A 26,078-nucleotide genomic window follows, 5' to 3' on the forward strand; every position below is an offset into this window, starting at 1 on the left:
GTCTGCCTGGCATGGCGGCGTTTCCCAGCATTTACAGTGAGTTTTCCGTGATCAACCCTTGCCCGCGTATTTTGTTCCTGATGCCTTATTTCGGTCGCTGGCCTTTCTGGATGCCGTTTTTCCTGGAAAGCTGTCGTCGAAATCCCGACATAGACTGGTTGCTGTTCAGTGACTGCGGGGTTCCCGAGGACTTGCCGCCCAACGTCACCGTCGAAAGCATGACGTTCAGCGATTACTGCGGGCTGGTGTCCGAGCGCCTGAACATCGACTTTGCGCCGAAGGAGGCGTACAAGCTGTGCGACATCAGGCCTGCGTTCGGGCTGATTCATGCCGATCGTCTGCAAGGCTATGATTTCTGGGGATTCGGCGACCTTGATCTGGTGTACGGTGATTTGCGCAGTTACTTCACTGCCGAGCGCCTGGCGGCCTACGACCTGTTCTCGACCCACGAGCGCCGGGTGGCCGGGCACCTTTGCCTGATCAGGAACACCGAGCGCACGCGCCAGTTGTTCAGGCAGATCAAGGATTGGGAAGCGCGGTTTACCGACCAGAAGCATCACGCACTGGACGAGGGGGCCTTCAGTCGAATCTTTCTCTGGCGCAAGAATTTTCCCGACCCTTTGTTCAAACTGGTGGGCAAGTTCAACCCGTGGCGCCGCCGCAGCGAATTCACCGAGGCCTTCAGCACGCCGGGTGGTTGCATCAAGTGGCATGACGGGACCGAGAACTTCCCGCTCCAGTGGTATTGGCGCGACGGCCAGGTCACCAATGATCGCGATGGCGATCGCCGGTTTCCGTATTTCCATTTCGTTTGCTGGAAGCGCAACGAATGGTCACGGTTGCCACAACCTGATCCGGTGGAGCTCAAGCGTCTCGCCGCTGAGCCCGCCTGGGTCATCGACGCGACTGGTTTTCACCGGGGAGAGTTATGAGTCAACGGTTGAAGGTTCTGCAATTGCAGCCTGACTATAACGTCAAAGCCCATGACTTTGCCGACCTGGCAGAGCAGATCGTCAAGGCTTTGCCGGGCGATCGCTACGAAGTGACTGCCGCGTTCCTGCGCGGCAAGCCGGGGCCGGGCGAGGCGGTGAGCCGAGCCGCGCGCTCCGTGTATTTCGAGTTTTCCGACAAATCGCTCAAGGGCATGCGCCTGCGTGCCATGTGGCGGCTGTACCAGTTTTGCCGCAAAGAAAAATTCGATGTGGTGATCTGTAACCGCTTCAAACCCGTGAACATGATGCTGACGCTCAACCGCTGGTTGAAAGTGCCACTGTGCATCGGCATCTCCCACGGCTTCGGAGAGTACGACCGCTTCTACCGGCGTCGCCAGACCCAGCGCCTGATCGATCGTCACTGGCGTTTTGTCGGTGTGTCGCCGGCGGTCAAACAGTACCTGCTGGACTGTGATTGCGGTTTCACCGATGAAAACACCTACGCCATTACCAATGCGATCGACATCGAGCAGGCAGAGGGCTTGCAACATAGTCGCGAGCGCGCCCGGGAAATGCTCGGCATCGATCCGTCGGTGCGGTTGATCGGCGCGCTCGGCAGGTTGGTTCCGGTCAAGGGCCACACTTACTTGTTGCAAGCCTTTGCTGCGCTCAAGGACAAGTACCCGAACACGCAGCTGGCGATCATCGGTGCCGGTCGCGAAGAGTCGCGGCTGGCCGCCGAGATCGAGCGCCTGGGCCTGAGTGGACGTGCACACTTGCTGGGCTTCAAGGAAAACGCCTTGCAGTACGTGCGCGCCTTCGACATCTGGACCATGCCCTCGCTGGCTGAAGGTCTGGGCCTGGCATTGCTGGAAGGCATGAGCGGTCACCTCCCGGTGATCGCCTCCAATGTGCCGGCGATGCTGCCGCTGATCCAGGGCGCGGGCGGTCTGGCGATCACGCCTAAGGATGTGCCAAGCCTGGTCGCGGCGCTTGATCACTATCTTGGGCTGTCGGACGCAGCGCTCAGGGCCAAGGGCGAACAGGCCTATCGTTATCTCCAGGAACAACATGACATCGAGGTGTTCCGCCAGGAATACCTGAACCTGATCGACACTGGCCTGAGCCAGGCCCGCAAGGAATCACCATGAGCGACGCACAACCCATCGTCACGGTCATCATCGCGTCGTATAACCACGGTCGCTACATTGAGGAAAGCATTCTCAGTGTGCTCAACCAGACCTACCCGAACATCGAGTTGCTGGTGGTCGATGATGGCTCCAGCGATGACAGCGTCGAGCGGATCAACGCTTTGCAGGCGCAACACGGCTTTGATTTCCGCGTCCAGCAGAACCAGGGACTGACCAACACCCTCAACGGCGCCATTGCCCGCGCCAAGGGTAGCCTCATCGTTCCTTTCGGTTCCGATGACATCATGTTGCCCGAGCGTATCGCCACGCAGGTGGCGCACATGGACGGCAAGCCCGAAGTCGGTATCTGCGCCGGCAATATCGAGCTGATGGACGCCGATGGCATTCCGTATCCGGAGTCGCGCCAGCGCCGCGATGTGCCGTTCCGTCGCCTGGACTTCGATGACATGTTTCTCGAGCGCAAGCCTTATCCGCCGGCGCCGACCCTGATGATTCGTCGCGAGGCGCTGGACAAGGTTGGCGGGTTCGATCCGACGATTCGTCTGGAAGACTTGTTGATCGAGCTGAAAGTGACCCATGCGGGTTACTACATTGATGGCTTGAACGTGCTGATGGCGCGCTATCGCAAGCACGCCACCAATTCCTACAAGAACCACCGTTTCATGATTGACAACATTCTGCGTACTTATGACCTGTTCAGCGATCACCCGCTGTACGAGCACGTACGCTACAAGTTTCTCAGTTCGATGTTCCTGAAAACCGCCAATCGAGACCGCAAGCTCGCGCGCGAACTGCTGGCGCAGATTCCGTTCAAGGCGTGGAACAAGAAGACCTGGCGTGGCCTGGGCCGCTTGTATTTCTCGCGGTTGGAAAAAAGCTGAGCTACCGATGAATCCGCGCCTGCCGCTGCACCTGTAGGAGCGAGCTTGCTCGCGATGGTCGACAACGATGACGCGGCTTCCTGAGTACTCGCGTCATCCGAACGATCATCGCGAGCAAGCTCGCTCCTGCATGTTCAGTGGGCGGGCGCGCTGGTGGCCAGCACCTGTTTGTGCAAAGTATCCACCGCCGATTTCGAGGCCGTCACGGCATAGCCTTGCAGCAGCGCCTGGAAGTGATCCTCGAACAACCAGCGTTTGTCGACGGTGTAGCGCTGCATATGGCGCAGATTGCGCTGGCGCAGAGACAGGCTGAGTGACGACGGGTAGAGGCGCAGGTCAGCCACGTCGATCAGACCGAACTCGCCATCCTCCAGCACCAGCACATTACCCAGATGCAGCGAGCGGAAATACACCCCTTGCTCATGCAGCTGCGCCATGAATTTGCCAAAGCGTTCCACCAGCGCCTGACGCACGTCCGGGGCCGTGATCCCTTGCAGGACCTGACGCAGGGTGTTACCCGGCAGCGGCGTGTAATGCACAGCGCTGCTGCCATCATTGAGGCGGTACAGGTCGAGGATCTGCGGCGTCGGGAACCCCATGCTGCGCAGGCGTTCGCTGTTGACCGCAAAGCGTTCGGAGTAGGAATTGAAGCTGCCCGAGGTGTACCAGCGACGAGAGCGGAACAGCTTGAGGAAACTGCCATCTAACAGGCGCAAGACCTTCGGCCCAAGGCCATCCTCTTCAATCACCCGGGCGTTGGCGGTCAACGTTTCCAGGGCCGGCGGGGTCAGTTTCCTGATCGATACGGCCAGCAGGCGACCGGCGCGCTGGTTGATGCTCAACGCGGCGATCAGTGCCAGGGGAATCCATAGCAGGAACCAGTGTTCCTTGGGACGCGAAATGATCCCGCCGCCTTCGGTCAGGCCCGCCCCGATGCCGAACACCAGCCAGGTCGAAGCGATGATGAACAACGGTTGCACGCGATGGCGCCAGCTGCTCAGCAGGGCCCAGGCCTGGAAAAATATCCACGGGATAAAGCCGATAATGCCGACGTAGTAAAGTACGCCAAGGGCGAAACTATGGGGCTCTGACAGTGTGTAACCAACGCCGGGATCGACGTCCAGGGAGGCATCGAAGCCATGGCCGATCCATGGGTGTTCGGCGATTTTGTGCAGGACAATCTGCCAGATTTCAAAACGATAGGAGCCGCCTCGTTCAAGAAGCATGCCCGAGAACTGCACGATCACGGCTGCTCCACCGAGTACCAGGGCACTCAGCAGGACGACCGAGCGACGATTCCAGCAGATGAAAACCAGCCAGCAGGCGGCCAGGGTAAGGGCGACCAAGGGCGTGCGCGACCCGGTGGCAATGACCTCGGCGAACATGATGGCCGTCGCTGGAATGCTGAGCCAGAGTATCTGCGGGCGCTTGCACGTCATGCTCAGACTGAGCCAATAGGCGCAGAAGAAACCGAACAGGTGCGAGGCCAGCAATGGGTTGTCGAATGCACCGCCGCCAATCATGCGCATGCCCGGTTCATAGATACGGGCGAACATGACCAGGTTGTAGATCGAAACGATCAGCGCCACGGTGGCGGCACTGAACAGCAAAGGCTGAATGCCTTCGCCGCGATGTCGCACCAGCAGGTAGCATCCGCCGAACAACATCAACAGGTGCAGCGGCGGCTTGAGTTTGCCGGCAAAACATTCATCGCCGGGGCTCCAGCAGAGACTCAACAACGCCCACCCGGCGAACAGCAGCAACGCGATGAAAATCGGCTCGCGCAGCAGTTCTTTAAGCTGTCGTGGGCGCAGGCACAGGGCTATCAACGATGGAATGCTGAACAAGCCGTAGTACAGCTTGTGAAGCAGATTGCGTTCCGGCAACAAGAACAGCGCACACAGAAGCAGGAAATAGCCAGCGGGAAGAATCCACAGGCAAATGAAATCGAAAACTCGATTGGACGTATTGTTTAAACCGCTGACTTGCATGCTGAAAGATTCAATCCTGAAGTTGATCGGCCATTCCGGTGATGGCTATATGATACCGTTTGCGCCGTCTAACAATACCAGCCTTTATGCGATTGCCAGAACCCCGAGGAAGCTGTGCTAAAGTCAGCGTCCTTTTCATCGACATTCGCGTGATATGACCGACTCCAGTCTCTCCGCAAGCCCCTCGAGCTTGAAAATCTACTTCCGTCTGCTGGGTTACGTTCGGCCGTACATCAGCCTGTTCCTGATCAGCATTGTCGGGTTTCTGATTTTCGCTTCGACGCAGCCAATGCTCGGCTACATCCTCAAGTACTTCGTCGATGGCCTGTCCAATCCCGAAGCGGTGCTATTCCCCAGCGTGCCCTATCTACGCGATCTGCAACTGCTGCAAGCCGTGCCGTTGCTGATCATTCTGATCGCTGCCTGGCAGGGGCTGGGGTCTTATCTGGGCAACTACTTCCTGGCCAAGGTTTCCCTCGGGCTGGTCCATGACCTGCGGGTGCAGTTGTTCAACAACCTGCTGGTTCTGCCTAACCGGTACTTCGACAAGCATAACTCGGGTCACCTGATTTCCCGCATCACCTTCAATGTAACAATGGTTACCGGGGCGGCAACAGATGCGATCAAGGTCGTAATCCGTGAAGGCATGACGGTGATCTTCCTGTTTGCCTCGCTGCTGTTCATGAACTGGAAACTGACCTTGGTCATGGTCGCGATCCTGCCGCTGATCGCGGTGATGGTGCGTACCGCGAGCAAGAAATTCCGCAAGCAGAGCAAGAAAATCCAGGCGGCCATGGGCGACGTGACGCACGTGGCGTCGGAAACCATCCAGGGTTACCGCGTGGTGCGCAGCTTCGGCGGCGAAGTCTACGAAGAGAAGCGCTTCTTAGATGCCAGCCAGGGCAACACCGACAAGCAATTGCGCATGACCCGCACCGGCGCCATCTACACGCCGCTGCTGCAGCTGGTGATCTACAGCGCCATGGCGGTGCTGATGTTCCTGGTGTTGTACCTGCGCGGCGACGCGTCCGCCGGCGATATGGTCGCCTACATCACGCTGGCGGGTCTTTTGCCAAAGCCGATCCGTCAATTGTCAGAAGTCAGCTCGACCATCCAGAAAGGCGTCGCCGGTGCCGAAAGCATTTTCGAGCAACTGGACGTCGCACCGGAAGTCGATACTGGCACTGTCGAGCGCGACGCCGTGACCGGTCGCCTCGATGTCCGGCACCTGAGCTTCACCTACCCGGGCACCGAGCGCCAGGTCCTGGACGACATCAGCTTCTCCGTGGAACCGGGGCAAATGGTGGCGCTGGTGGGGCGTTCGGGCAGCGGCAAGTCGACCCTGGCCAACCTGATTCCGCGTTTCTATCACCACGACAAGGGCGAGATCCTGATCGATGGCGTCGAGGTTGAGCAGTACAAACTGCTGAACCTGCGCAAGCACATCGCCCAAGTGACCCAGCACGTCACGCTGTTCAGCGACACCGTGGCCAACAACATCGCCTACGGTGATCTGGCCGGTGCGCCGCGCGAGGCCATCGAAAAAGCCGCGAAAGACGCCTACGCCATGGACTTCATTGCGCAGCTGCCCGAAGGCCTGGACACTCAGGTCGGCGAGAACGGTGTGTTGCTGTCCGGTGGTCAACGTCAGCGTCTGGCGATTGCCCGGGCCTTGTTGAAAAATGCGCCGTTGCTGATTCTCGACGAAGCCACCTCGGCCCTCGACACCGAGTCGGAGCGGCACATCCAGGCCGCGCTGGACCAGGTGATGAAAGGCCGAACCACCCTGGTGATCGCGCACCGTCTGTCGACCATCGAGAAGGCCGACCTGATTCTGGTCATGGATCAGGGCCGCATCGTCGAGCGCGGCACCCATGCCGAATTGCTGGCGCAGAACGGCTACTACGCTCGACTGAACGCCATGGGCCTTGATGCCCCGGCCGAGGACATCGCCTGAGTCTGGCCGACGTTCAAATGTTACGAACGCGTCAAAAAAATCGCAGTCTGAAGTTTTCGAACTTGCACAGGCTGCGATTTTTTTGTTTTTGTCTCCCGTGTTAATGCCATGCGCAAGCCCCAGGTCAACCCTGTGCTAATATCCCGCCCTTGTTCATTTTGTATGTGGGTTGCTCCATGAAGTTGTCCATGCCGCGATTCGATCAAGCCCCCGTCTTGGTGGTCGGCGATGTCATGCTCGACCGTTACTGGCATGGTGGTACCTCGCGGATTTCCCCTGAGGCGCCGGTGCCGGTGGTCAAGGTCGAGCAAATCGAGGACCGCCCGGGCGGTGCGGCTAACGTTGCCCTGAACATTGCCGCGCTCGGTGCGCCGGCCTCGCTGGTCGGTGTAACCGGCGACGATGAAGCCGCCGACAGCCTGGCCAACAGCCTCAAGGGCGCTGGCGTTCGCGCGTTGTTCCAGCGCATTGCGCACCAGCCGACCATCGTCAAGTTGCGGGTCATGAGTCGTCACCAGCAACTGCTGCGTATCGATTTCGAAGAGCCTTTCGCCACCGACGCCCTGGCGTTGGGCGAGCAAGTGGACGAATTGCTTGAGGGCATCAAGGTGCTGGTGCTGTCCGACTATGGCAAAGGCGCGTTGAAAAACCATCAGGTGCTGATCCAGGCCGCCCGTGCCCGTGGCATTCCGGTGCTGGCCGATCCCAAAGGCAAGGACTTTTCGATCTACCGGGGTGCGAGCCTGATTACCCCGAACCTCAGCGAATTTGAAACCATCGTCGGCGGCTGCGCCGATGAGCACGAACTCGTGAGCAAAGGCGCGCAACTGATGCGCGACCTTGATCTCGGCGCTCTGTTGGTCACCCGTGGCGAACATGGCATGACCTTGTTGCGCCCGGATCATCCTGCATTGCACTTGCCCGCCCGTGCGCGGGAAGTGTTTGACGTGACCGGTGCCGGCGACACGGTGATTTCCACCCTGGCGGCGGCGATCGCTGCTGGCGAAGAATTGCCCCACGCGGTGGCGCTGGCCAACCTGGCAGCCGGGATTGTCGTTGGCAAGCTCGGTACGGCCGCCATCAGCGCTCCGGAGCTGCGCCGTGCCATTCAGCGTGAGGAAGGTTCCGAGCGCGGTGTGTTGGGCCTGGAGCAGCTGCTACTCGCGGTTGATGATGCGCGGGCACACAAAGAGAAGATAGTCTTCACCAACGGCTGTTTCGATATCCTGCATGCCGGTCATGTAACCTATCTCGAGCAGGCGCGGGCCCAGGGCGATCGATTGATCGTCGCGGTCAATGACGATGCGTCGGTAAGCCGCCTGAAAGGGCCGGGACGGCCGATCAACAGCGTCGACCGTCGTATGGCCGTGCTTGCGGGGTTGGGGGCAGTGGACTGGGTGATCAGCTTCCCTGAAGGCACCCCGGAGAATCTGCTGCGTGAGGTCAAGCCGGACGTGCTGGTAAAGGGCGGCGATTACGGGATCGATCAGGTCGTCGGTGCCGACATCGTGACCGCTTACGGGGGGACCGTGAAAGTGTTGGGATTGGTAGAGAACAGCTCGACCACAGCGATTGTCGAGAAGATCCGTAATCATTGATGAGATTAACGACTCCCGCTTCGTACGTTATGAGCGGGTTTTATCGTGAGGATAAAACCGTCCCCGACGATGTTGGCCGGAATTAACTCAATGCTCTTACCCGCTTTTGTCTCGTGGTAAAAGATTTATGAAAGTCATGCTTCTGGTGATGGACGAGCAGCGCGTGATTCTGGATCGCCTGTATGAAATCGTGCAGCAAAACTGCGACGAGTGTGTCGTCTATCGCCTGAGCAAAAAGCAGCAGATGAAACTGGGGCCGTTTCTTGCGTCGGTTAATTACCAGACTTTCGACAGGGTGGTGATTTTCTCCAGAGTCAAACGACTTGTCCCGCAACTAAGTGTTTTGAAATGTATCCCGGGACTTATTTTCCTCGAGCATGACGCCTATCAGAACTACATGCCTGCAAGTAAATACCTGAGGGTTTACTCGCGCCTGTACAGCCGTTTGCCGAGTTCCCGCGCACTGGTTTCTGGTGCTGTCGTGGCGCGTCGGATGCAAGCTGAAAATATCGATGCGGTGTTCGTTTCGAAGGGATATGACGAACAGATGCTGCACAACACCGGCTGCGAACGGGACATTCCGGCGGGGTTTCTGGGCAGTCTGAAAAGTACTGAATATGCGCAACGCAAGGCGCTGCTCGAGTCCCTGTCCCGGCGTACAGGCATGCTGGTAACCCGCACCAAGTCCGGCGCTGAATACCTGGAAATGCTCAATCGCATCAAGATTTTCGTGAGTGCCGACATCGGTATGAATGAATTCATGATCAAGAACTTTGAGGCGATGGCCTGTGGCTGCGTGCTGTTGGCCTGGAGTCAGGGTGAAGAAGACGAGTTGCTGGGATTCCGCGACATGCACAACACGGTTTTCTATCGCTCGGAAGACGAGGCCGTTGAAAAACTTGAGCTGTTGCAGAATGACCCGGAGCTGACGGCGCGGATCGCCAGTAACGGCCAGGCCTTCGCCGAGAGCCAGTATTCCTTCGCGCGGGTGGGGCGCACCCTCGCGGCCGAGATTCAGCGTGAGATGCGTCCGTGGCGGCCACCTTCAACGTTGATCCGTCTATGGGTCAAGCTGCGATACGGTATGCAGGTTCCTCGGTAACCATGGAAAATCAACAGCAATCCATGGCGCTGGATGCGCTGCCCGGTGGACATCAATCCATTCTCGACGGGATGCCCCCGGCGCTGAAAGAGTGCCTGCGCAAGGCCGCGCGGGTGGTGCTGGTCGCCAACAATCCAGCCATTACCCGGGACGATGTCCAGGCGCTGAATATCGGTGCCGATGATGTCATCGTCAGCTTCAACAACTGCGTCCTGGCTCCGCTGCTTTCCCCACAAAGCGTCAATCTTTTCGTGCACGGGTTCAACGCGCCGGATGCCTATTTCTTCGGCCTTCCCTATGGTCCTGAAGTGCAGCGGATTTTCGCGCAGGCGCAGGCGCGGTGTTTCACGATGTTAGTGGGATGCACCGGAGCCATGTGCCCGTTGCCGGAAGTGTCGCTCTATTGGGAGCGTATTCCGTTGCCCCCATTGTGGAACTACCCGGTCGATCGCCCGGGCGGCAAGCGCTATGTCGGACCGACCACCGGCTTCAATGTGCTGGTGTTGTTCGACTGGTTGCGCGGTCAGGCGGATTACAACTTCCAACTCATGACGTTAGGTTTTTCCAACGAAGCGGGTAAACGCTGGGGCGGCCATGCCTGGGATTATGAGCGGGACTGGTTGCAACAATCAGACGTCATCGTAGTACCGCTGCGGCCACGCCGGTGGTGGCAGAAACTGTTTCATCGCCGATAAATTTTCAAGGGGTGCTGTCGAGTGTTGAATATTGCGGTGGCTTTTTTTGGTATCCCGAGAAATTCGCAAATCTGCTTTCCGTCCATTCAAGAAAACGTTCTTGCGAGGCTGCCTTCCGACAGCAACGTCAAGTGCTTTTACCACCTGTATAAAGTCGACGAAGTCCAGAATTCGCGCTCGGGTGAACAAGGTGAGTTGAAGGCCGACAACTACGAGCCCTTCGAGACCATGACCGGGCAACTGACCTCAACCGACGGTGTGCTGGAACGCTGGAACTTTGAACAAGTGAAAGCACTGGGCGATACCTGGGCGGATGATTACGCCTCGCTCAGAAACCTGATCTATCAGCTCAATTCGCTGCACACGGTCACGACACTGATGGAGTCGTTCAATCCCGATTTCGTCATCTTCGTCAGGCCGGACATTTGCTTCCACACAGCGCTGCCCACGTATGTGTTCAAGCATGCCGAAGCCCGGCAGCTCAATACCTACATCCCCGACTGGCAGTGGTGGGGCGGATTGAATGACCGGTTTGCCGTGTGTGGTCGCGGCACTTATGTCGCTTATGGCAAGCGAATCGAGCGCATTTTCGATTTCAGTCAAGCGACTGGCAGGAAACTGCATTCCGAGCGTTTGCTTAAATTTGCACTGCAACAGGCGGGGGCGCGGATATGTACCCTGAAGACCCAGGCGTCGCGCGTTCGTATCAACGGGGCGTTCGCCGAGGAATCGTTTTCGCCTAAACGTGGCATGGGCAAGCGCGAAAATCGCTATTTCCATTTTTTTGCGCGCTTGCGCACCTACATGGACAAGCGCCGGGCAAGCTAGCTCAAGTCGAAGGACGATCAGGGATCTCTGTAGGAGCGAGCAGGCTCGCGAAAAACCTGAGAACGCCGCGAGGTGTCTGGCTTCCCACGTTATCGTTGCCAACCATCGCGAGCCTGCTCGCTCCTACAGGGCATGCGGCTTATTTGCGCAAACTGCCCCGCACCAGCCGGACCAGACGCAAAGCCTTGACGCTCAGTTTCTTCAGGCCACGTCGCGGCGCCTTTGGTGTTTCCAGCCCTTGTTGTGCCACCCAGTCTTTCCAGCGAATTCGTTCTTCGCGGACGACCCAGCCTTCCTGGATGGCAAAGCTTTCCGCCAGATACAGCCCGCGAGTACTGGCGGGCACCAGCTTGTCGCGCTTGAGTGTGTACAACTCGGGACGCGGAACGCCCTCATTCAGCGGCATCAGGTACAGGTCCGGACGTTTGCGATCCAGGCGCGCCACCAATTGGTCGCCTTCCAGTCGCTCGTCCACATGAAACAGGCTCAGGGACTTGGCTTCCTTGGGGACTTCCAGGCGCAAGTCATAGATTAGTTGTAGCGACGCGGTTGGCAGGTGCACATAGGCACGTGGACGCTCGATCAGCTGCATGTTGGCGCAGCGCACCGGTCGCGCCGCGCCGGAGAACGGCGTCAGGCGAAACGGCAACGCTTCGCGATAATGCAGTGCCGACGAGTAGGGCGCGGGCAGCCAGGTGTCATTAAAGCGTCCACCGAGCCAGCCTTCCGGGGTTTCGAGCAGGCACTCTTCGGCAATCTCCTGGATCGCGGTGTGCAGCGGCAGGTTCAATTCGTGGGCCGGCACGTAACCCGAGATCAGTTTTAGCACCACATCGCCACGGTCCTGCCGGCGCTGGCGCACCAGCACCCAGTAATCGCGATTCTGCCAATGCAGGGTCAGGCGCACCGAGACCCCGAGGTTGGCCAGCTCCAGCGCGAACCGCTCACTGTCCGCCACCGTCACCGGTCGACGACGTTGCAGGGTCTGGGAGAAATTGAGCGGCATCCCGACGCTCTGATAGCTCAAGCCTTCGGGGGTCGCTTCGACGAATAACGGCAGGGTCTTGAAGTTGCTCGGGTTCTTTCTAATGAGCGTACGCGGCATGTCGGCTCCTGCTTAAGGCCGCGTGGGCGGCATCATTGACTACGTAGGACCTGAGCAACGGTCGCGACATTGTGGGCGAGGTGCAGCGGATTGATCGTCCCGACAATAGCACTGGCTACCCCCGGGTGTTCAAACACCAGCTCGAAGCTGGCGCGCACCGGGTCTACGCCCGGGCTCAGACAGACGTGACCGCTGGCGAGGGCTTTTTTGACCAGGATGGCTTTGCCGTGAGCAGCAGCATAGTCAATGACTGGCTTCTCGTGCTGTTCGTTCAGATTGAAGGTGACCATGGCGCAATCACCTTGCTCCAGGGACTTCAGCCCCCCTTCAACGGTTTTGCCGGAGAAGCCGAAACCGCGAATCTTGCCCTCGGCCTTGAGCGCCGCGAGGGTGGCGTAGACCTCGCTGCCGTTGAGAATCGCCAGGTCGTTGCCATCGGAATGCACCAGCACCAGGTCGATAAAATCCGTTTCCAGACGTTGCAGGCTGCGCTCCACCGAACGCCGGGTATGCGCCGCGCTGAAATCGTGGCGGGACTGACCGTCGGCAAATTCTTCGCCGACCTTGCTGACAATCACCCATTCCTGACGCTGGCCCCGTAGCAACGGGCCGAGGCGTTCTTCGCTGCGACCATAGGCCGGGGCGGTGTCGATCAGGTTGATGCCGAGGTCGCGCGCGAGTTTGAGCAGCCTGCGCGCTTCGTCATCGTCGGGAATCTGGAATCCATTGGGGTATTTCACACCTTGGTCGCGGCCGAGCTTGACCGTGCCCAGGCCAAGCGGCGAAACCATCAGGCCGGTGCTGCCCAATGGGCGATGCAGTTCGTGCAGGGTCTTTACGCTCATGGCAGCAATTGCTCCCAGGCTGGAACGCCCAGCGGTGGTTTTGGCAACGCGGGCAGCGGCGCCTGGTGGCCGGGCTGGATGCCATCGCGTTGCAAGGCGTTGATGACGCGGTCGGCAAAGTCCGGCGCCAGCGCCAGTTTTGTTGGCCAACCGACCAACAGCCGGCCCTGCTCGGCGAGGAACGCGTTATCCGGACGGGTCAGGCCCGTTTGCAGCGGCTCGGCGCGGTCCACGCGCAAGGTGGCCCATTGCACGGTGCCGAGGTCGATCCATGGCAGCAGTTGGCCGAGTTCTTTCTGCGCAGTGGCAATTTGCTCAGCCGGTTCGCGGGCGACGCCTTCGGCCTCGGCGATATCGCCTCCCAGGTACCAGACCCATTGGCCATCGGCCGCCGGGTGGGTGGTGACGGTGATGCGGGGCTTGGTGCCGCCACCCAGGCAGTGAGCGTACAGCGGTTTAAGGCCCGGGCCCTTGGCGATGATCATGTGCAGCGGGCGGCGTTGCATGGCCGGCTGGCTCAGCCCCAGCGCTTCCAGCAGCGCTGCGGTGCCAGCCCCGGCGCTCAGGACGATGCGCTGGGCGCGGATCTCGCGCTCGTCGACCTTCAGGCCCACCAGCACGCCACCTTCCAGCCACGGTTCGATATTCTGGCCGGCGAGCAAGCCATCGCCGGCGAGGTCGGCCAGGCGCTGGATCAGGCTGGGCACGTCGACCACCAGTTCCGCCAGGCGATAGACCTTGCCCTTGAAGCGCTTGTCTTGCAGGGCGGGTGGCAGTTGGTCGCCCTTGACCTGATCGACGCGACCGCGCACGGCTTTGCTGGCGAAGAAACTGGTGAGGTTGCCTGCGAGCGTGCCGGGGGACCAGAGGTAATGGGCTTCAGACAGCAGGCGCACACCCGACAGGTCCAGCTCGCCGTCGCCGGCCAGGGCTTCACGCCAGCGGCGCGGCATGTCGGCGATGGCTTCCGAGGCGCCGGTCAGGGCGCCGTGCAGCGCGTACTTGGCGCCGCCGTGGATGATCCCCTGAGACTTCACAGTCTGTCCGCCGCCGAGCGTAGCGCTTTCCACCAGCACGGTCGAAAACCCCTGGCGGCGCAGGCGCGCATTCAGCCAGAGGCCGGCGACGCCAGCGCCGACGATCAGCACATCGGTTGAAATAGCGGATGGCATGCAGCGACCTCAGTGTTCAAAACGAGGGCGCAGTATACAGCGTACGGAACGCTCGAAACCTGCGGGAGCGTGTTTCGGGCGTTAGTGCCCGGCGGTTTTGGAGAACAGCTGGATGACTACGACACCCAGCACAATCAATGCCATTCCCAGCATCGCCGGCACGTCGAGCTTTTGCCCGTAGATGAACAGCGCGGCAACGCTGACCATCACAATCCCCATGCCGGCCCACACTGCGTACGCCACCCCCACCGGAACGCTGCGCACCACCAGCGTCAGCATCCAGAAGGCGATACCGTAACCGACAATGACCAGAATCAACGGTAGCGGCGTACTGAACCCTTTGACGGCTTTCATCGAGACCGTGGCGATCACTTCGGCGCAGATGGCAATGGCCAGATAGTAGTAAGCGGTCATGGGTGCATCCTCGTGTGAAGTGTTGCGTTCTGAGGTCGCATTCTAGTGATTCCCCAGATGCGGTAAAGTCATTACCTATCTGTTCTGAAGATGGGTTGGCCATGGACATGCAATGGAATCTGGAACAGCTGCGCTTGTTTGTCAGCGTAGCGGAGCAACGCTCGTTTTCCGCCGTGGCGCGGGACCAGCACAAGGCGCAATCGGCGGTCAGCCACTCGATCGCGCTGCTGGAAGAAGACCTGGGCATGAGCCTGTTCGATCGCAGCAGCGGCCGGCAGCCGAAACTCACCGAGGCCGGCAGCGCCTTGCTCGAAGAGGCACGGGAGGTGCTGCGCCAGTGCGAGCGTCTCAATGGCCGGGCGCTGGCGATGATGCGTGGGCAAGAGGCGCGCATCCGCTTGGCACAGGATGAAGCGATGCCTTTTCAACCGGTCATCGACAGTCTCGACGCACTGGCCAAACAGTTCCCGAGCCTGGAAGTGCAATTGTCCAACGGCACCCAGGGCGATGTGGCGCGCAAGCTGTTGGAGCGACGCGCCGACCTCGGGTTGCTGTTCTATCACGAGCAGATTCCCGAGGCGCTGGAGCGACGGGTGCTGGGCAGTATCGAAATGGTCACCGTCTGCGGCGTCGACCATCCGCTGGCGACCATGGGTGAGGTCAACTGCCAGCAGCTGGCCCAGCATCGCCAGCTGCTCATGGCTGCGCAATCCAGCGTCTACCCCGGCAGCGAGCCCGCCAGCCCGCAGGTCTGGCGCGCCGACAGCTTCTACGTGATCGCCGAATTGCTGATGCGCGGCCTCGGCTGGGCCTGGCTGCCGCGCAACGTCGTGCAGTATTCGGGGTATCAACGCCAGATCGTCGAGCTGGTCAGCGAATGGACGCCACCGGCGCTGGTGGTGGAGCTGGTCTGGCGCCGAGACGAGCCCCTCGGCCCGGCGGCCCGTTGGCTGGCGGAACGTTTTGCCGTGCACTTGCAGGCGATCGGCGAGAAAAGCCGATAAACTCCGCCGCCATGAATAGAACTCTCTATACCGCGCTGTTTTACCTGGGGCTGCCACTGGTAGCGATTCGGCTGTGGCTACGCTCGCGCAAGGCGCCAGCTTACGCAAAACGCATCGGCGAGCGTTTTTCCATCGGGCTGCCGGCGATGAAGCCCGGCGGCATCTGGGTGCACGCGGTGTCTGTCGGCGAAAGCATTGCCGCGGCGCCGATGATTCGTGCGTTGCTGCAACGCTATCCGGCGCTGCCGATCACCGTGACCTGCATGACCCCGACCGGTTCCGAGCGCATCCGGGCGTTGTTCGCCAATGAACCGCGCATCCAGCACTGCTATTTGCCGTACGACCTGCCGTGCGCGGCGGCGCGATTCCTGGATCGGGTCCGGCCGACGCTGGCGGTGATCATGGAAACCGAACTCTGGCCCAACCACATTCACCAGTGCGCCAAACGCGGGATTCCTGTGGCATTGGCCAACGCGCGGCTGTCCGAGCGTTCGGCGAAAGGCTACGGCCGATTCGCCAGGCTGACCCGGCCGATGCTCGCCGAAATGAGCCTGTTCGCCGTGCAGACCGAAGCCGAGGCCCAGCGCTTTCGCGATCTGGGTGCACGAGCTGAAACTGTTGAGGTGACCGGTTCGATCAAGTTCGACCTGACCATCGACCCGGCATTGCTCCAGCGCGCCGCCGAGTTGCGGGCGCAATGGCAGGCGCAGGAGCGTCCGGTGTGGATCGCCGCCAGTACCCACGACGGCGAAGATGAGGTGGTGCTGGCGGCGCACCGTCGGTTGCTCGCCAGTCACCCCGATGCGCTGCTGATTTTGGTGCCGCGCCATCCTGAGCGATTCAACGCGGTATTCGACCTGTGCAGGCAGCAGAGTTTCGCCACGGTTCGTCGTTCAACCGGGGAGCCTGTCACCGCGGGGACGTCGGTACTGCTCGGCGATACCATGGGCGAGTTGTTGTTTTTGTATGCGTTGGCCGATAGCGCCTTCGTCGGCGGCAGCCTGGTGCCTAACGGTGGCCATAACTTGCTGGAACCCGCCGCCCTGGCGAAACCAGTGCTCAGCGGCCCGCACCTGTTCAACTTCCTGGAAATCGCCGCGCAATTACGCAGCGCCGGCGCTTTGCAGGAAGTGGAGGACGCCGAGGGGCTGGCGCTGGCGGTGCAGCGACTGTTCGAATTGCCGCGCGATGCGCAGCGCATGGCTGACGCGGGTTTGAAGGTCATGCGCACCAATCAGGGCGCGTTGCAGCGGTTGCTGGAGGGCTTGGGCCGACTGATGCCCTAGACCCCAGTAGGAGCGAGCATGCTCGCGATGAAGCCCGGACACCGCTGGCATCCAGGCAACCCGCGTCATCGTTAACGACCATCGCGAGCAAGCTCGCTCCTACAGGAGGCCTCAAGCGATAGCCATTTCGAAATCGCCGTCAGGCCTCAAGGCCGCGCTTTGAGCTGTTCCGCCGCAGCCTTGGCCAGGTCCGGCGGCAGGAAGTCCTTGTCCGGGTTGTAGTCCGCCTTGAGATAGCGCTTCAGCTCCTCCAGATCCCCCGGGTTCAACGTACCGGCGGCCTGCTTCAGGCGCAGGTTGTCGAGGATGTAGTCGTAGCGGGTGTTGTTGTAGTTGCGCACCGAGGTGTACAGCTGGCGCTGGGCATCGAGTACGTCGACGATGTTCCGCGTCCCCACCTGATAACCGATTTCGGTCGCTTCCACCGCACTCTGGTTGGAGATGATCGACTGCTTGCGCGCCTGCACCTGCTCCACGTCAGTGTTCACGGCACGGTGCAGGTTGCGGGTGTTTTCCACCACTTGCCGACGCAGGCCTTCACGCTGTTGTTCGCTCTGGCCCAGGCGCGAGTAAGACTCGCGAACCTGCGAGCTGGTCAGGCCGCCGCTGTAGATCGGGATGTTCAATTGTAGCGCCAGCGTGGTTTGCTCGACGGGGCCACCATAGGCCTGGCCGAAGGCACTCGGGTTGCTGAAGCCAAAGGCGTCGTTATCACCTTTCTCGTACTTGGCCACCGCGTCCACCGTGGGCAGGTGCCCGGCCTTGCGTTGCCTGAGGGTTTCTTCGGCGGCGCTGACCGCGTAGTTGCTGGCCAGCAGATTCAGGTTCTGTTTGGCCGCGGTGTCGACCCAGGCCTTGGCGTCGTTCGGCGCCGGCGGCAGGATCGGCAACGTGTGGACGATGCCCTGAATCGAGTTGTACTGGCGGTTGGTCAGCGTGATCAACGCTTCGAACGCATCATCCACCTGGCGCTGGGCCACGATCCGGTTGGCCCGTGCCGTGTCGTAACTGGCCTGGGATTGCAGCACGTCGGTCTTGTCCGACAGGCCGACGTCGAAGCGCTCGTTGGACTGGTCGAGCTGACGCTTGAACGCCGCCTCCTCAGCCTTGGTCGAGGCCAGGTTGTCCTGGCTGCGCAGCACGTTGAAGTAGTCTTCCGCCGTTTGCAGGATCAGGTTCTGCTCGGTCGCGGAAAGTTGCAGTGCCGCCTGTTCGTTGACGTCCTTGGCGGCCTGATACTGGAACCAGCGATCGGCACGAAACAACGGTTGCGCCAGGGTCGCCTGATAAGAATTGGCGCTGCGATTGGCAATGGCCGATGGTTGATTGATATCGGTGCGTACTTCGGCCACCTGGCCACCGCCGGAGAGGTTCGGCAGCAGGCCGGCGCGGGCCTGGGGCACGACTTCTTTCTGGGCACCGTACTGGGCGCGTGCGGCGGCCAGGTCGGCGTTGTTGTCCACCGCTTCCTGATAGACGCTGACCAGGTCGGTCCGGGTCGACAAGGGTGCTTCGGCTGCCCAGGCCATTCCATTGGACGCACAAGACACGGCAACCGCCAGTGAGAGTTTGCGCAGCATAAGGCGATCCCTAAAAATTACGCTGATAATTTGAGCGCCAAAGGTACGGCGCAGACCGCGTAGCGTCAATGCGCGACAGGGCCGTTGCGAGTGTAGTTGCGCATACGTGCGGCAACAATCGTCTAATTACGCCATTCATCATGGTGTTTACCGCGGTGTTGGCGTTCTTTGCCAGTTGTGTCTAGACTGGCCGGGTTCTTGTCGGGGTGCCTTGCTATGAGGCTGAGATCGAATAATTTCGGATCCCGTTGAACCTGATCAGGTTAGCGCCTGCGTAGGGAACAAGATTTCTCGTCACCCGGCGAGTCCTCTTGTGCTTCGTCCGGGATGTTGTTCGACAATCGAACGCCCCTCGAGCACTGAGCACAGCACCAACAGCGTAGTTATTGGCTGATTGGTCGCGTCCATTCGTTACAGGTTCGCTCCGACAAAATTCCACTGCCTGGATGCTGTCTGGAGAGCCCGTGATGACAATAAAACTTAAAAACACAACGAACCTGAGTGACTCGGCCCAAGTCGATCAACAGTCGGTTCAGCCGTTTACCCGCTCGCAAAAAATCTATGTTCAGGGCTCTCGTCCGGACATCCTCGTGCCAATGCGCGAAATCAGCCTCGACGTCACCCCGACCGACTTCGGCGGCGAGATCAACGCGCCGGTGGTGGTGTACGACACCTCGGGTCCGTACACCGACCCCAATGTCATCATCGACGTGCGCAAAGGCCTGGCCGACGTGCGCTCGCCGTGGATCGAAGCCCGTGGCGACACCGAGCGCCTGCCGGGCCTGAGCTCGAACTTCGGCCAGGAACGCCTCGCCGATGCCGAGCTGACCAAGCTGCGCTTTGCTCACGTCAACAACCCGCGCCGCGCCAAAGCCGGGGCCAACGTCAGCCAGATGCACTATGCGCGCCAGGGCATCATCACCGCCGAGATGGAATACGTCGCCATCCGCGAGAACATGAAGCTCGAAGTGGCCCGCGCCGCCGGCCTGCTGGACCAGCAACACGCCGGCCACAGCTTCGGCGCCAGCGTGCCGAAAATCATCACGCCGGAATTCGTCCGCGACGAGATTGCTCGCGGTCGCGCGATCATCCCGGCCAACATCAACCACACCGAACTGGAACCGATGATCATCGGCCGTAACTTCCTGGTGAAGATCAACGGCAACATCGGCAACAGCGCTTTGGGTTCGTCCATCGAAGAAGAAGTGGCGAAACTGACCTGGGGCATTCGCTGGGGTTCGGACACGGTCATGGACCTGTCCACCGGCAAGCACATTCATGAAACCCGCGAGTGGATCATCCGCAACTCGCCGGTGCCGATCGGCACCGTGCCGATCTACCAGGCCCTGGAAAAAGTCGGCGGCGCCGCCGAAGACCTCACCTGGGAGCTGTTCCGCGACACGCTGATCGAACAGGCCGAGCAGGGCGTCGACTACTTCACCATTCACGCCGGCGTGCTGTTGCGCTACGTGCCGCTGACCGCCAAGCGCGTGACCGGCATCGTTTCCCGTGGCGGTTCGATCATGGCCAAGTGGTGCCTGGCGCACCACAAAGAGAACTTCCTCTACACCCATTTCGAAGACATCTGCGAAATCATGAAGGCCTACGACGTCAGCTTCTCGCTGGGCGATGGCCTGCGTCCGGGCTCGATTGCCGACGCCAACGACGCCGCGCAATTCGGCGAACTGGAAACCCTCGGCGAGCTGACCAAGATCGCCTGGAAGCACGACGTGCAGTGCATGATCGAAGGCCCCGGGCACGTGCCGATGCAGTTGATCAAGGAGAACATGGACAAGCAGCTCGAGTGCTGCGACGAAGCACCGTTCTACACCCTCGGGCCGCTGACCACCGACATTGCGCCGGGTTACGACCACATCACCTCCGGCATCGGTGCGGCGATGATCGGCTGGTTCGGTTGCGCGATGCTCTGCTACGTGACGCCGAAGGAACACCTGGGCCTGCCGAACAAGGATGACGTGAAGACCGGGATCATCACCTACAAGATCGCCGCCCATGCCGCCGATCTGGCGAAAGGGCATCCTGGGGCGCAGATTCGCGACAATGCCTTAAGCAAGGCGCGTTTTGAGTTTCGCTGGGAAGACCAGTTCAATCTGGGCCTCGATCCCGACACCGCGCGTTCGTATCACGATGAAACCCTGCCGAAGGATTCGGCCAAGGTCGCGCATTTCTGCTCCATGTGCGGGCCGAAATTCTGCTCGATGAAAATCACCCAGGAAGTCCGTGAATACGCGGCCAACCAGCGGATCGAGACCGTCGACGCCGAAGTCGCCCAGGGATTGGCGGACCAGGCCGAGCGGTTCAAGCAGGAAGGCAGCCAGCTGTACAAGAAGGTTTGATCTGACCTGAAAGGGTCGGGCCTGCAGAGGCCCCATCGCCAGCAGGCTGGCTCCCACATTGGATCGGGGTGTTCACAAGACCCCCGTGGGAGCCAGCCTGCTGGCGATTGAGATCTACACAACAACAAATGTCCCTCTGAGATAACACCCTTGAGCATTCAACCCAGCACTTACTCACCTGACATCGCAGTGCCGAGCGACAAACGTGTCTTCGGCGGCCGCGATCTGTTTTCCCTGTGGTTCTCCCTCGGCATCGGCCTGATGGTCCTGCAGACCGGTGCGCTCCTCGCGCCAGGCCTGGGCCTGTCCGGCTCGTTGCTGGCGATCTTCCTTGGCACCCTGATCGGCGTTCTGCTGTTGGCGGCCGTCGGCGTGATCGGCAGCGACACCGGTCTGTCCTCGATGGCCGCGCTCAAACTCAGCCTTGGGGCGAAAGGCGCCAGCCTGCCGGCGGTGCTGAACCTGCTGCAACTGATCGGTTGGGGGTCGTTCGAAATCATCGTCATGCGCGACGCCGCCAGCCTGTTGGGCGCCCGTGCGTTCAGCGAAGGCAGCCTGCTGTCGAATCCGCTGCTCTGGACCGTGTTCTTCGGTGCCCTGGCGACGTTGCTGGCCGTCAGCGGCCCGTTGACGTTCGTGCGGCAGATCCTGCGCAAGTGGGGCATCTGGCTGCTGCTGGCCGCGTGCATCTGGCTGACCTGGAACCTGTTCGCCAAGGCCGATCTGGCCGCGTTGTGGGCGCAGGCGGGTGACGGTTCGATGCCATTTGCCGTGGGCTTCGACATCGCAATCGCCATGCCGTTGTCGTGGCTTCCGCTGATCGCCGACTACTCGCGGTTCGGCAAGCGCGCGAAGAATGTGTTCGGCGGTACGGCCGTGGGCTTCTTCATCGGTAACTTCTGGCTGATGAGCCTGGGCGTGGCGTACACCCTGGCGTTCGCGCCGAGCGGTGAAGTGAATGCCTTGTTGCTGGCATTGGCGGGCGCGGGCCTGGGGATTCCGTTGCTGCTTATTCTGCTGGACGAGTCGGAAAACGCCTTCGCCGATATTCACTCGGCGGCCGTTTCCAGCGGGATTCTATTGCGCTTGAAAGTCGAGCACCTGGCCTTGGCCATCGGCGTGATCTGCACCCTGATCGCCTTGTTGGCGCCATTGGCCCAGTACCAGAACTTCCTGCTGTTGATCGGCTCGGTATTCGCGCCGCTGTTCGGCGTGGTGCTGGTGGACCATTTCATCCTGCGCAAACGCGGTGCTCAGGTCGCTGCAGCCGCCTTGCGCTGGCCGGCGCTGCTCGCCTGGTTGGGCGGGGTGAGCACCTATCACTTGCTGGCCAATCTGTATCCGGACATCGGCGCAACCCTGCCGTCGTTGATTCTGGCAGGGCTGCTGCAACTGGTGCTGGGCCGGGCCTTCAGTTACGGCCGGGAAACAGCTCGGGCTTGAGAATGCCGTTCAGGCGCGGGTAGGGGATCTTCAGTTCGACGTGGCCCAGTGCGTAAGGCGCGATGGTGCTCACGTCGTACTTGAGGATCACCCCGCCGTAGGTCAGCGCCACGTTCTGGGTTTTCTGGAACGGCCAGCTCTTCACGAACTCCGCTTCCTGATCAAGCTTGGTGCTGATCAGCCAGCTGTTGTGCGCCACCTGCGCGGCTTTCCAGAACGCTTCTTCCTGCCCCGGCACCAGCATGTCCGACAGGGTCAGCACTTTATGCTGCTGGCGCGAGTAGTTAATGAAGCTGCGGCCCGGCGTGCCATGGGTGCCGCCGGTATCCAGGTAGCTGGAAAATTCGATGATCACCAAGCCGTCATGCTGCTCGCGTACCTTGGCTTGCAAATAGCTGCTGTAGCGCGGGCCGGCGGTGCGCAAAAATTCATCGCGATACGCCGCCAGCGTCGGTGCCACCGGGGCGTCGGGTGCGCTGCGGCTCATTTGCAGCAGGCGTTTTTCGATGATGCCGTCCAGTTGAGGCTCGGCGGGGAAGCGCAGCGTGTCGATATTCACCAGCGGGCAGTCAGGGGTCGTACAGCCCGGTTTCAGTTGCTCCGAGGCGTCGCGGGTGGTTTCCAGGGGCGCCCGGTAGTTGGGTTGGAACAGGCTCTGGCAAGCGCCCAGCGTCAGAGCGATTGCGGCCACGGAGGCGATTTTAAAAAGCGACATGGGCGTCCTTCATAAAACAGGGAAAGGCGAAAAGTTAACCGCTTCGACTCTCAACGAAGCAGTCAGTTCGCCACTAAGCTAATTAGAGTTGGTTTCGCCTCAACCGTCTATCCCGCTGACGGAAAGGGGCTGCATCAAACGTCACGGGCGCGTTAGGATGGCGCGAAGTCGAGGTTGCAGGAAACACCAGGCAATCTCGTACCTGATTCTGCAAACGAGGATTGTCATGACTGATTTTGCCAACGCCATGCCGACGGCCGTTGAGATCGTTCGGCGCGAAAAGTGCTACGAGGGCTTTTACAAGCTCGACCGCGTGCACTTGCGCCACGAATTGTTCGCCGGTGGCATGAGCCGTGAAATCAATCGGGAAGTGTTTGTTCGCCACGACGCCGTTTGCGTGCTGCCTTACGATCCAAAGCGCGACGAAGTGGTGCTGATCGAGCAGTTTCGCGTCGGCGCCATGGGCAAGACCGACAACCCGTGGCTGGTCGAACTGGTCGCCGGTCTGATCGACAAGGATGAAGTGCCGGAAGAAGTTGCTCACCGCGAAGCGCAGGAGGAAGCTGGGCTTGTATTCGGGGCGCTCTGGCCGATCACCCACTATTTTCCATCGCCGGGCGGCAGCAATGAATTGGTGCACTTGTACCTGGGGCGTTGCGAGACCACCGGGGTCGGCGGCCTGCATGGGCTGGAGGAAGAAGCAGAAGATATCCGCGTGAAGGTCTGGGCGTTCGAAGATGCGCTGCAAGCCGTACGCGACGGGCGAATTGCCAACGCGGCCAGCATCATTGCCTTGCAATGGCTGGCATTGAACCGCGTTGAAGTGAGGGGGTTATGGTCGTAAACAAGCTGCGCGATCGCTACAGGGTTGACCTGGTGGGGCTGCAGGCCTCCTGCGAGGCCAACTACGCGCGCCTGATGCGACTGCTGCCGGATATGCGCAACGAACCGGCGGCGCGGCGCATTGCCGTGAGCCATGGCGAGCAGATCCTCGGCGTGCTGGCCCTCGAAGTGCTGCAGGTCTGTCCGTACACCACGACCCTGCAGGTGCGCCAGGAGCACAGCCTGCCCTGGCTGCCGGTGCCGCAACTGGAAGTCCAGGTCTATCACGACGCGTGTATGGCCGAAGTGGTCAGCGCCGAACATGCACGACGCTTTCGCGGCATCTATCCTTACCCGAACGCCGCGATGCATCAGCCGGACGAAAAAGCCCAGCTGAACATGTTTCTGGGGGAGTGGCTCAGCCATTGCCTGGCGCTGGGGCATGAATACGAAGTCGTTCGCTAGTTGTGAACTGCGTCCGGTTCACGGGTTTCCCCTTTTGATCGTCCCCCAGCATAATCGCGGCATTCCCTTTATCCCGTGTTCAGCCCTGGGAGAACGCCTTGCCGAGCGTATCCACATTGACCACCGCCGATCCGGCGTTGCTGGTGCAACTGTCCGACAGTCATCTGTTTGCCGAGGCCGACGGTACGTTGCTGGGCATGAACACGCGCGACAGCCTGCAAAAGGTCATCGAACTGGTCCGGCGGCAACAGCCGCAGATCGACCTGATCATCGCCAGTGGCGATATTTCCCAGGACGGCACGCTGGAGTCCTACCAGCAGTTTCGTCACCTGACCCGTCGGCTCGATGCGCCGGCGCGCTGGATTCCCGGCAATCACGATGAGCCGCAGGTCATGGCCGAGGCCGCAGTGCAAAGCGCGCTGCTGGAACCGGTGGTGGACATCGGCAACTGGCGGGTCACGTTGCTTGACTCGGCCGTGCCGGGCTCGGTGCCGGGGTATTTGCAGGACGAGCAGTTGCAGCTGCTCGCCCGGTCGTTGAGTGAAGCCCCGGAGCGTCATCATCTGGTGTGCTTCCACCATCACCCGGTATCGATCGGTTGCCCGTGGATGGAGCCGATTGGTTTGCGCAATCCCGACGGACTGTTCGCCGTGCTGGACCGCTTTCCCCAGGTCCGCGCCGTCCTGTGGGGGCATGTGCACCAGGAAATCGACCAGATGCGCGACGATGTGCGGTTGCTGGCATCGCCATCGACCTGCATTCAGTTCGAGCCGCGCAGTGAGGACTTCAAGGTCGGCGAACAGGCGCCGGGGTATCGCTGGTTGCGGTTGATGCCGGACGGGCAGATTGAAACCGGGGTGGAACGGGTCACCGGCTTCGATTTTCAGGTGGATTACGGCTCTAACGGCTACTGAATATCTGCGGTGCTGCCATCGCCAGCAGGCTGGCTCCCACATTGAATCAGGGTTGTGTACAGATCCCTGTGGGAGCCAGCCTGCTGGCGATGGCGTCCGCTCGGGCGACATGAACTCCACGGATATCCCCGATTCTCCCGACACCCTGTAAACTCCGCCTCTTTACCCGACGCACAGGGAGTTCAAATGTCCGGTTCGATCCTTTACATCCACGGTTTCAACAGCGCCCCCGCCTCGCAAAAGGCCACGCAGTTGGTGCAGGTGATGGAGCGTCTGGGCTTGAGCGACCAACTGCGGGTGCCGGCCTTGCATCACCATCCACGCGAGGCCATCGGTCAGCTGGAGCAGGCGATTTCCGAGCTTGGGCGGCCACTGCTGGTCGGCAGCTCACTCGGCGGCTACTATGCGACTCACCTGGCCGAGCGCCATGGCCTCAAGGCCCTGTTGATCAACCCTGCCGTCAGTCCGCACCGGATGTTCGACGGGTATCTGGGGACGCAGAAAAACCTGTATACCGATGAGGCCTGGGAATTGACCCACGACCACGTGACGGCCCTGGCCGAACTGGAAGTGCCGGCGCCCCGGGATCCGCAGCGTTACCAGGTGTGGTTGCAGACCGGTGACGAAACGCTGGATTATCGCCTCGCCCAGCAGTATTACCGGGCCTGTGCCTTGCGTATCCAGGCTGGCGGCGACCATGGTTTCCAGGGTTTTGCCGAGCGATTGCCGGCAATGCTGAGTTTTGCCGGCATCGGCGCAGATTTGTATCAGGCGATTGATTTCACGGCACTGTGAGCCATCGCCTCTTTTTCACCGACATT

At 60.6% G+C, this 26,078-nt stretch carries 23 protein-coding genes and 1 riboswitch; of the genes, 16 read left to right on the forward strand and 7 right to left on the reverse strand.

All coding sequences use genetic code 11. The annotated features are described in order from the left end of the window. Positions 1-47 precede the first annotated feature (47 nt). The 3 genes from NTD84_RS28760 to NTD84_RS28770 are packed head-to-tail and all read left to right on the forward strand — an operon-like array spanning position 48 to position 2,964. Positions 48-932: a DUF6625 family protein gene (locus NTD84_RS28760; RefSeq protein ID WP_262172439.1), complete on the forward strand. Its 885-nt coding sequence runs from the start codon at positions 48-50 to the stop codon at positions 930-932. Beyond that, positions 929-2,083: a glycosyltransferase family 4 protein gene (locus NTD84_RS28765; RefSeq protein WP_262172440.1), complete on the forward strand. Its 1,155-nt coding sequence runs from the start codon at positions 929-931 to the stop codon at positions 2,081-2,083. Before NTD84_RS28760 ends, NTD84_RS28765 begins: the two co-directional genes overlap by 4 nt. Then, positions 2,080-2,964: a glycosyltransferase gene (locus NTD84_RS28770; RefSeq protein WP_262172441.1), complete on the forward strand. Its 885-nt coding sequence runs from the start codon at positions 2,080-2,082 to the stop codon at positions 2,962-2,964. The genes NTD84_RS28765 and NTD84_RS28770 overlap by 4 nt, the downstream gene beginning before the upstream one ends. Positions 2,965-3,098: 134 nt before the next feature. On the opposite strand, the gene NTD84_RS28775 is transcribed toward NTD84_RS28770, so the two are convergent. Beyond that, complete coding sequence (locus NTD84_RS28775; protein WP_262172442.1) at positions 3,099-4,955, reverse strand: bifunctional O-antigen ligase/aminoglycoside phosphotransferase family protein; 1,857 nt, start codon at positions 4,953-4,955, stop codon at positions 3,099-3,101. A gap of 154 nt (positions 4,956-5,109) precedes the next feature. On the opposite strand from NTD84_RS28775, the gene msbA reads away from it, so the two are divergent. The 5 genes from msbA to NTD84_RS28800 all read left to right on the forward strand — a co-directional run bounded on the left by msbA (position 5,110) and on the right by NTD84_RS28800 (position 11,135). Continuing rightward, a complete protein-coding gene (gene msbA / locus NTD84_RS28780) occupies positions 5,110-6,912 on the forward strand; it encodes a lipid A export permease/ATP-binding protein MsbA (protein WP_262172443.1) in 1,803 nt (600 codons plus the stop codon). Positions 6,913-7,088: 176 nt separating this feature from the next. Then, positions 7,089-8,510 (forward strand): bifunctional D-glycero-beta-D-manno-heptose-7-phosphate kinase/D-glycero-beta-D-manno-heptose 1-phosphate adenylyltransferase HldE, encoded by a 1,422-nt coding sequence (gene hldE, locus NTD84_RS28785; RefSeq protein WP_262172444.1) that lies wholly within the window; start codon positions 7,089-7,091, stop codon positions 8,508-8,510. A 127-nt stretch (positions 8,511-8,637) separates the two neighbouring features. After that, positions 8,638-9,612 (forward strand): glycosyltransferase, encoded by a 975-nt coding sequence (locus NTD84_RS28790; protein WP_262172445.1) that lies wholly within the window; start codon positions 8,638-8,640, stop codon positions 9,610-9,612. 2 nt (positions 9,613-9,614) lie between these two features. Further along, positions 9,615-10,307, forward strand: a complete 693-nt coding sequence (locus NTD84_RS28795; RefSeq protein WP_262172446.1) for a hypothetical protein — start codon at positions 9,615-9,617, stop codon at positions 10,305-10,307. Between the two features lie 21 nt (positions 10,308-10,328). After that, entirely contained in the window at positions 10,329-11,135 is an 807-nt protein-coding gene (locus tag NTD84_RS28800; protein ID WP_262172447.1) for a hypothetical protein, read from the forward strand. Positions 11,136-11,274: 139 nt separating this feature from the next. Here NTD84_RS28800 and NTD84_RS28810 read toward each other — a convergent pair whose 3' ends face one another. From NTD84_RS28810 to NTD84_RS28825, 4 genes are all read right to left on the reverse strand, one after another. After that, positions 11,275-12,240, reverse strand: a complete 966-nt coding sequence (locus tag NTD84_RS28810) for a metal ABC transporter ATPase (RefSeq protein ID WP_262172448.1) — start codon at positions 12,238-12,240, stop codon at positions 11,275-11,277. Between the two features lie 32 nt (positions 12,241-12,272). After that, the gene (locus NTD84_RS28815; protein ID WP_262172449.1) at positions 12,273-13,085 is read right to left on the reverse strand and encodes an aldo/keto reductase; all 813 of its coding nucleotides are present in this window, start codon (positions 13,083-13,085) and stop codon (positions 12,273-12,275) included. Next, positions 13,082-14,257, reverse strand: a complete 1,176-nt coding sequence (locus tag NTD84_RS28820) for an NAD(P)/FAD-dependent oxidoreductase (protein WP_262172450.1) — start codon at positions 14,255-14,257, stop codon at positions 13,082-13,084. Before NTD84_RS28820 ends, NTD84_RS28815 begins: the two co-directional genes overlap by 4 nt. An 81-nt stretch (positions 14,258-14,338) precedes the next feature. Continuing rightward, the gene (locus NTD84_RS28825; RefSeq protein WP_008027887.1) at positions 14,339-14,671 is read right to left on the reverse strand and encodes a DMT family transporter; all 333 of its coding nucleotides are present in this window, start codon (positions 14,669-14,671) and stop codon (positions 14,339-14,341) included. A 101-nt stretch (positions 14,672-14,772) separates the two neighbouring features. Here NTD84_RS28825 and NTD84_RS28830 point away from each other — a divergent pair, with 101 nt between their 5' ends. Beyond that, the gene (locus NTD84_RS28830; RefSeq protein WP_262172451.1) at positions 14,773-15,675 is read left to right on the forward strand and encodes a LysR family transcriptional regulator; all 903 of its coding nucleotides are present in this window, start codon (positions 14,773-14,775) and stop codon (positions 15,673-15,675) included. An 11-nt stretch (positions 15,676-15,686) separates the two neighbouring features. Beyond that, positions 15,687-16,961 carry a lipid IV(A) 3-deoxy-D-manno-octulosonic acid transferase gene (gene waaA / locus NTD84_RS28835; protein ID WP_262172452.1) on the forward strand — a complete coding sequence of 425 codons (1,275 nt, stop codon included), beginning with the start codon at positions 15,687-15,689 and terminating at the stop codon, positions 16,959-16,961. Positions 16,962-17,107: 146 nt separating this feature from the next. Here waaA and NTD84_RS28840 read toward each other — a convergent pair whose 3' ends face one another. Then, positions 17,108-18,541, reverse strand: coding sequence for a TolC family outer membrane protein (locus tag NTD84_RS28840; RefSeq protein ID WP_262172453.1), 1,434 nt, complete (start codon positions 18,539-18,541; stop codon positions 17,108-17,110). Between the two features lie 192 nt (positions 18,542-18,733). Next, positions 18,734-18,839, forward strand: a riboswitch (TPP riboswitch). A gap of 169 nt (positions 18,840-19,008) precedes the next feature. On the opposite strand from NTD84_RS28840, the gene thiC reads away from it, so the two are divergent. Together thiC and cytX are read left to right on the forward strand one after the other, a co-directional pair. Beyond that, positions 19,009-20,898, forward strand: a complete 1,890-nt coding sequence (thiC, locus tag NTD84_RS28845; protein ID WP_262172454.1) for a phosphomethylpyrimidine synthase ThiC — start codon at positions 19,009-19,011, stop codon at positions 20,896-20,898. A 150-nt stretch (positions 20,899-21,048) separates the two neighbouring features. Further along, the gene (gene cytX / locus NTD84_RS28850) at positions 21,049-22,341 is read left to right on the forward strand and encodes a putative hydroxymethylpyrimidine transporter CytX (RefSeq protein WP_262172455.1); all 1,293 of its coding nucleotides are present in this window, start codon (positions 21,049-21,051) and stop codon (positions 22,339-22,341) included. Here the strand turns inward: cytX and NTD84_RS28855 are convergent. Continuing rightward, positions 22,310-23,056, reverse strand: coding sequence for an RsiV family protein (locus tag NTD84_RS28855; RefSeq protein WP_262172456.1), 747 nt, complete (start codon positions 23,054-23,056; stop codon positions 22,310-22,312). The genes cytX and NTD84_RS28855 overlap by 32 nt on opposite strands. Before the next feature lie 226 nt (positions 23,057-23,282). Here NTD84_RS28855 and NTD84_RS28860 point away from each other — a divergent pair, with 226 nt between their 5' ends. The 4 genes from NTD84_RS28860 (at position 23,283) to NTD84_RS28875 (ending at position 26,052) form a co-directional block, all read left to right on the forward strand. Next, the gene (locus tag NTD84_RS28860) at positions 23,283-23,900 is read left to right on the forward strand and encodes an NUDIX domain-containing protein (RefSeq protein WP_262172457.1); all 618 of its coding nucleotides are present in this window, start codon (positions 23,283-23,285) and stop codon (positions 23,898-23,900) included. Continuing rightward, positions 23,891-24,343, forward strand: a complete 453-nt coding sequence (locus NTD84_RS28865; protein ID WP_262172458.1) for a DUF1249 domain-containing protein — start codon at positions 23,891-23,893, stop codon at positions 24,341-24,343. Before NTD84_RS28860 ends, NTD84_RS28865 begins: the two co-directional genes overlap by 10 nt. A gap of 98 nt (positions 24,344-24,441) precedes the next feature. Continuing rightward, complete coding sequence (gene cpdA / locus NTD84_RS28870; protein WP_262172459.1) at positions 24,442-25,257, forward strand: 3',5'-cyclic-AMP phosphodiesterase; 816 nt, start codon at positions 24,442-24,444, stop codon at positions 25,255-25,257. Between the two features lie 186 nt (positions 25,258-25,443). Beyond that, the gene (locus NTD84_RS28875; RefSeq protein WP_262172460.1) at positions 25,444-26,052 is read left to right on the forward strand and encodes a YqiA/YcfP family alpha/beta fold hydrolase; all 609 of its coding nucleotides are present in this window, start codon (positions 25,444-25,446) and stop codon (positions 26,050-26,052) included. Positions 26,053-26,078 lie beyond the last annotated feature (26 nt).

The organism is Pseudomonas sp. 14P_8.1_Bac3, from assembly GCF_025466085.1.
GTDB lineage: Bacteria > Pseudomonadota > Gammaproteobacteria > Pseudomonadales > Pseudomonadaceae > Aquipseudomonas.

Coding starts and splice junctions, on each gene's coding strand:
- msbA (WP_262172443.1), top strand. CDS start 5,110: ATGACCGACTCCAGTCTCTCCGCAAGCCCCTCGAGCTTGAAAATCTAC.
- thiC (WP_262172454.1), top strand. CDS start 19,009: ATGACAATAAAACTTAAAAACACAACGAACCTGAGTGACTCGGCCCAA.
- NTD84_RS28815 (WP_262172449.1), bottom strand. CDS start 13,085: ATGAGCGTAAAGACCCTGCACGAACTGCATCGCCCATTGGGCAGCACC.
- NTD84_RS28810 (WP_262172448.1), bottom strand. CDS start 12,240: ATGCCGCGTACGCTCATTAGAAAGAACCCGAGCAACTTCAAGACCCTG.
- NTD84_RS28875 (WP_262172460.1), top strand. CDS start 25,444: ATGTCCGGTTCGATCCTTTACATCCACGGTTTCAACAGCGCCCCCGCC.
- NTD84_RS28865 (WP_262172458.1), top strand. CDS start 23,891: ATGGTCGTAAACAAGCTGCGCGATCGCTACAGGGTTGACCTGGTGGGG.
- NTD84_RS28765 (WP_262172440.1), top strand. CDS start 929: ATGAGTCAACGGTTGAAGGTTCTGCAATTGCAGCCTGACTATAACGTC.
- NTD84_RS28830 (WP_262172451.1), top strand. CDS start 14,773: ATGGACATGCAATGGAATCTGGAACAGCTGCGCTTGTTTGTCAGCGTA.
- NTD84_RS28775 (WP_262172442.1), bottom strand. CDS start 4,955: ATGCAAGTCAGCGGTTTAAACAATACGTCCAATCGAGTTTTCGATTTC.
- NTD84_RS28790 (WP_262172445.1), top strand. CDS start 8,638: ATGAAAGTCATGCTTCTGGTGATGGACGAGCAGCGCGTGATTCTGGAT.
- NTD84_RS28855 (WP_262172456.1), bottom strand. CDS start 23,056: ATGTCGCTTTTTAAAATCGCCTCCGTGGCCGCAATCGCTCTGACGCTG.
- hldE (WP_262172444.1), top strand. CDS start 7,089: ATGAAGTTGTCCATGCCGCGATTCGATCAAGCCCCCGTCTTGGTGGTC.
- waaA (WP_262172452.1), top strand. CDS start 15,687: ATGAATAGAACTCTCTATACCGCGCTGTTTTACCTGGGGCTGCCACTG.
- NTD84_RS28860 (WP_262172457.1), top strand. CDS start 23,283: ATGACTGATTTTGCCAACGCCATGCCGACGGCCGTTGAGATCGTTCGG.
- NTD84_RS28820 (WP_262172450.1), bottom strand. CDS start 14,257: ATGCCATCCGCTATTTCAACCGATGTGCTGATCGTCGGCGCTGGCGTC.
- NTD84_RS28795 (WP_262172446.1), top strand. CDS start 9,615: ATGGAAAATCAACAGCAATCCATGGCGCTGGATGCGCTGCCCGGTGGA.
- NTD84_RS28840 (WP_262172453.1), bottom strand. CDS start 18,541: ATGCTGCGCAAACTCTCACTGGCGGTTGCCGTGTCTTGTGCGTCCAAT.
- NTD84_RS28825 (WP_008027887.1), bottom strand. CDS start 14,671: ATGACCGCTTACTACTATCTGGCCATTGCCATCTGCGCCGAAGTGATC.
- NTD84_RS28770 (WP_262172441.1), top strand. CDS start 2,080: ATGAGCGACGCACAACCCATCGTCACGGTCATCATCGCGTCGTATAAC.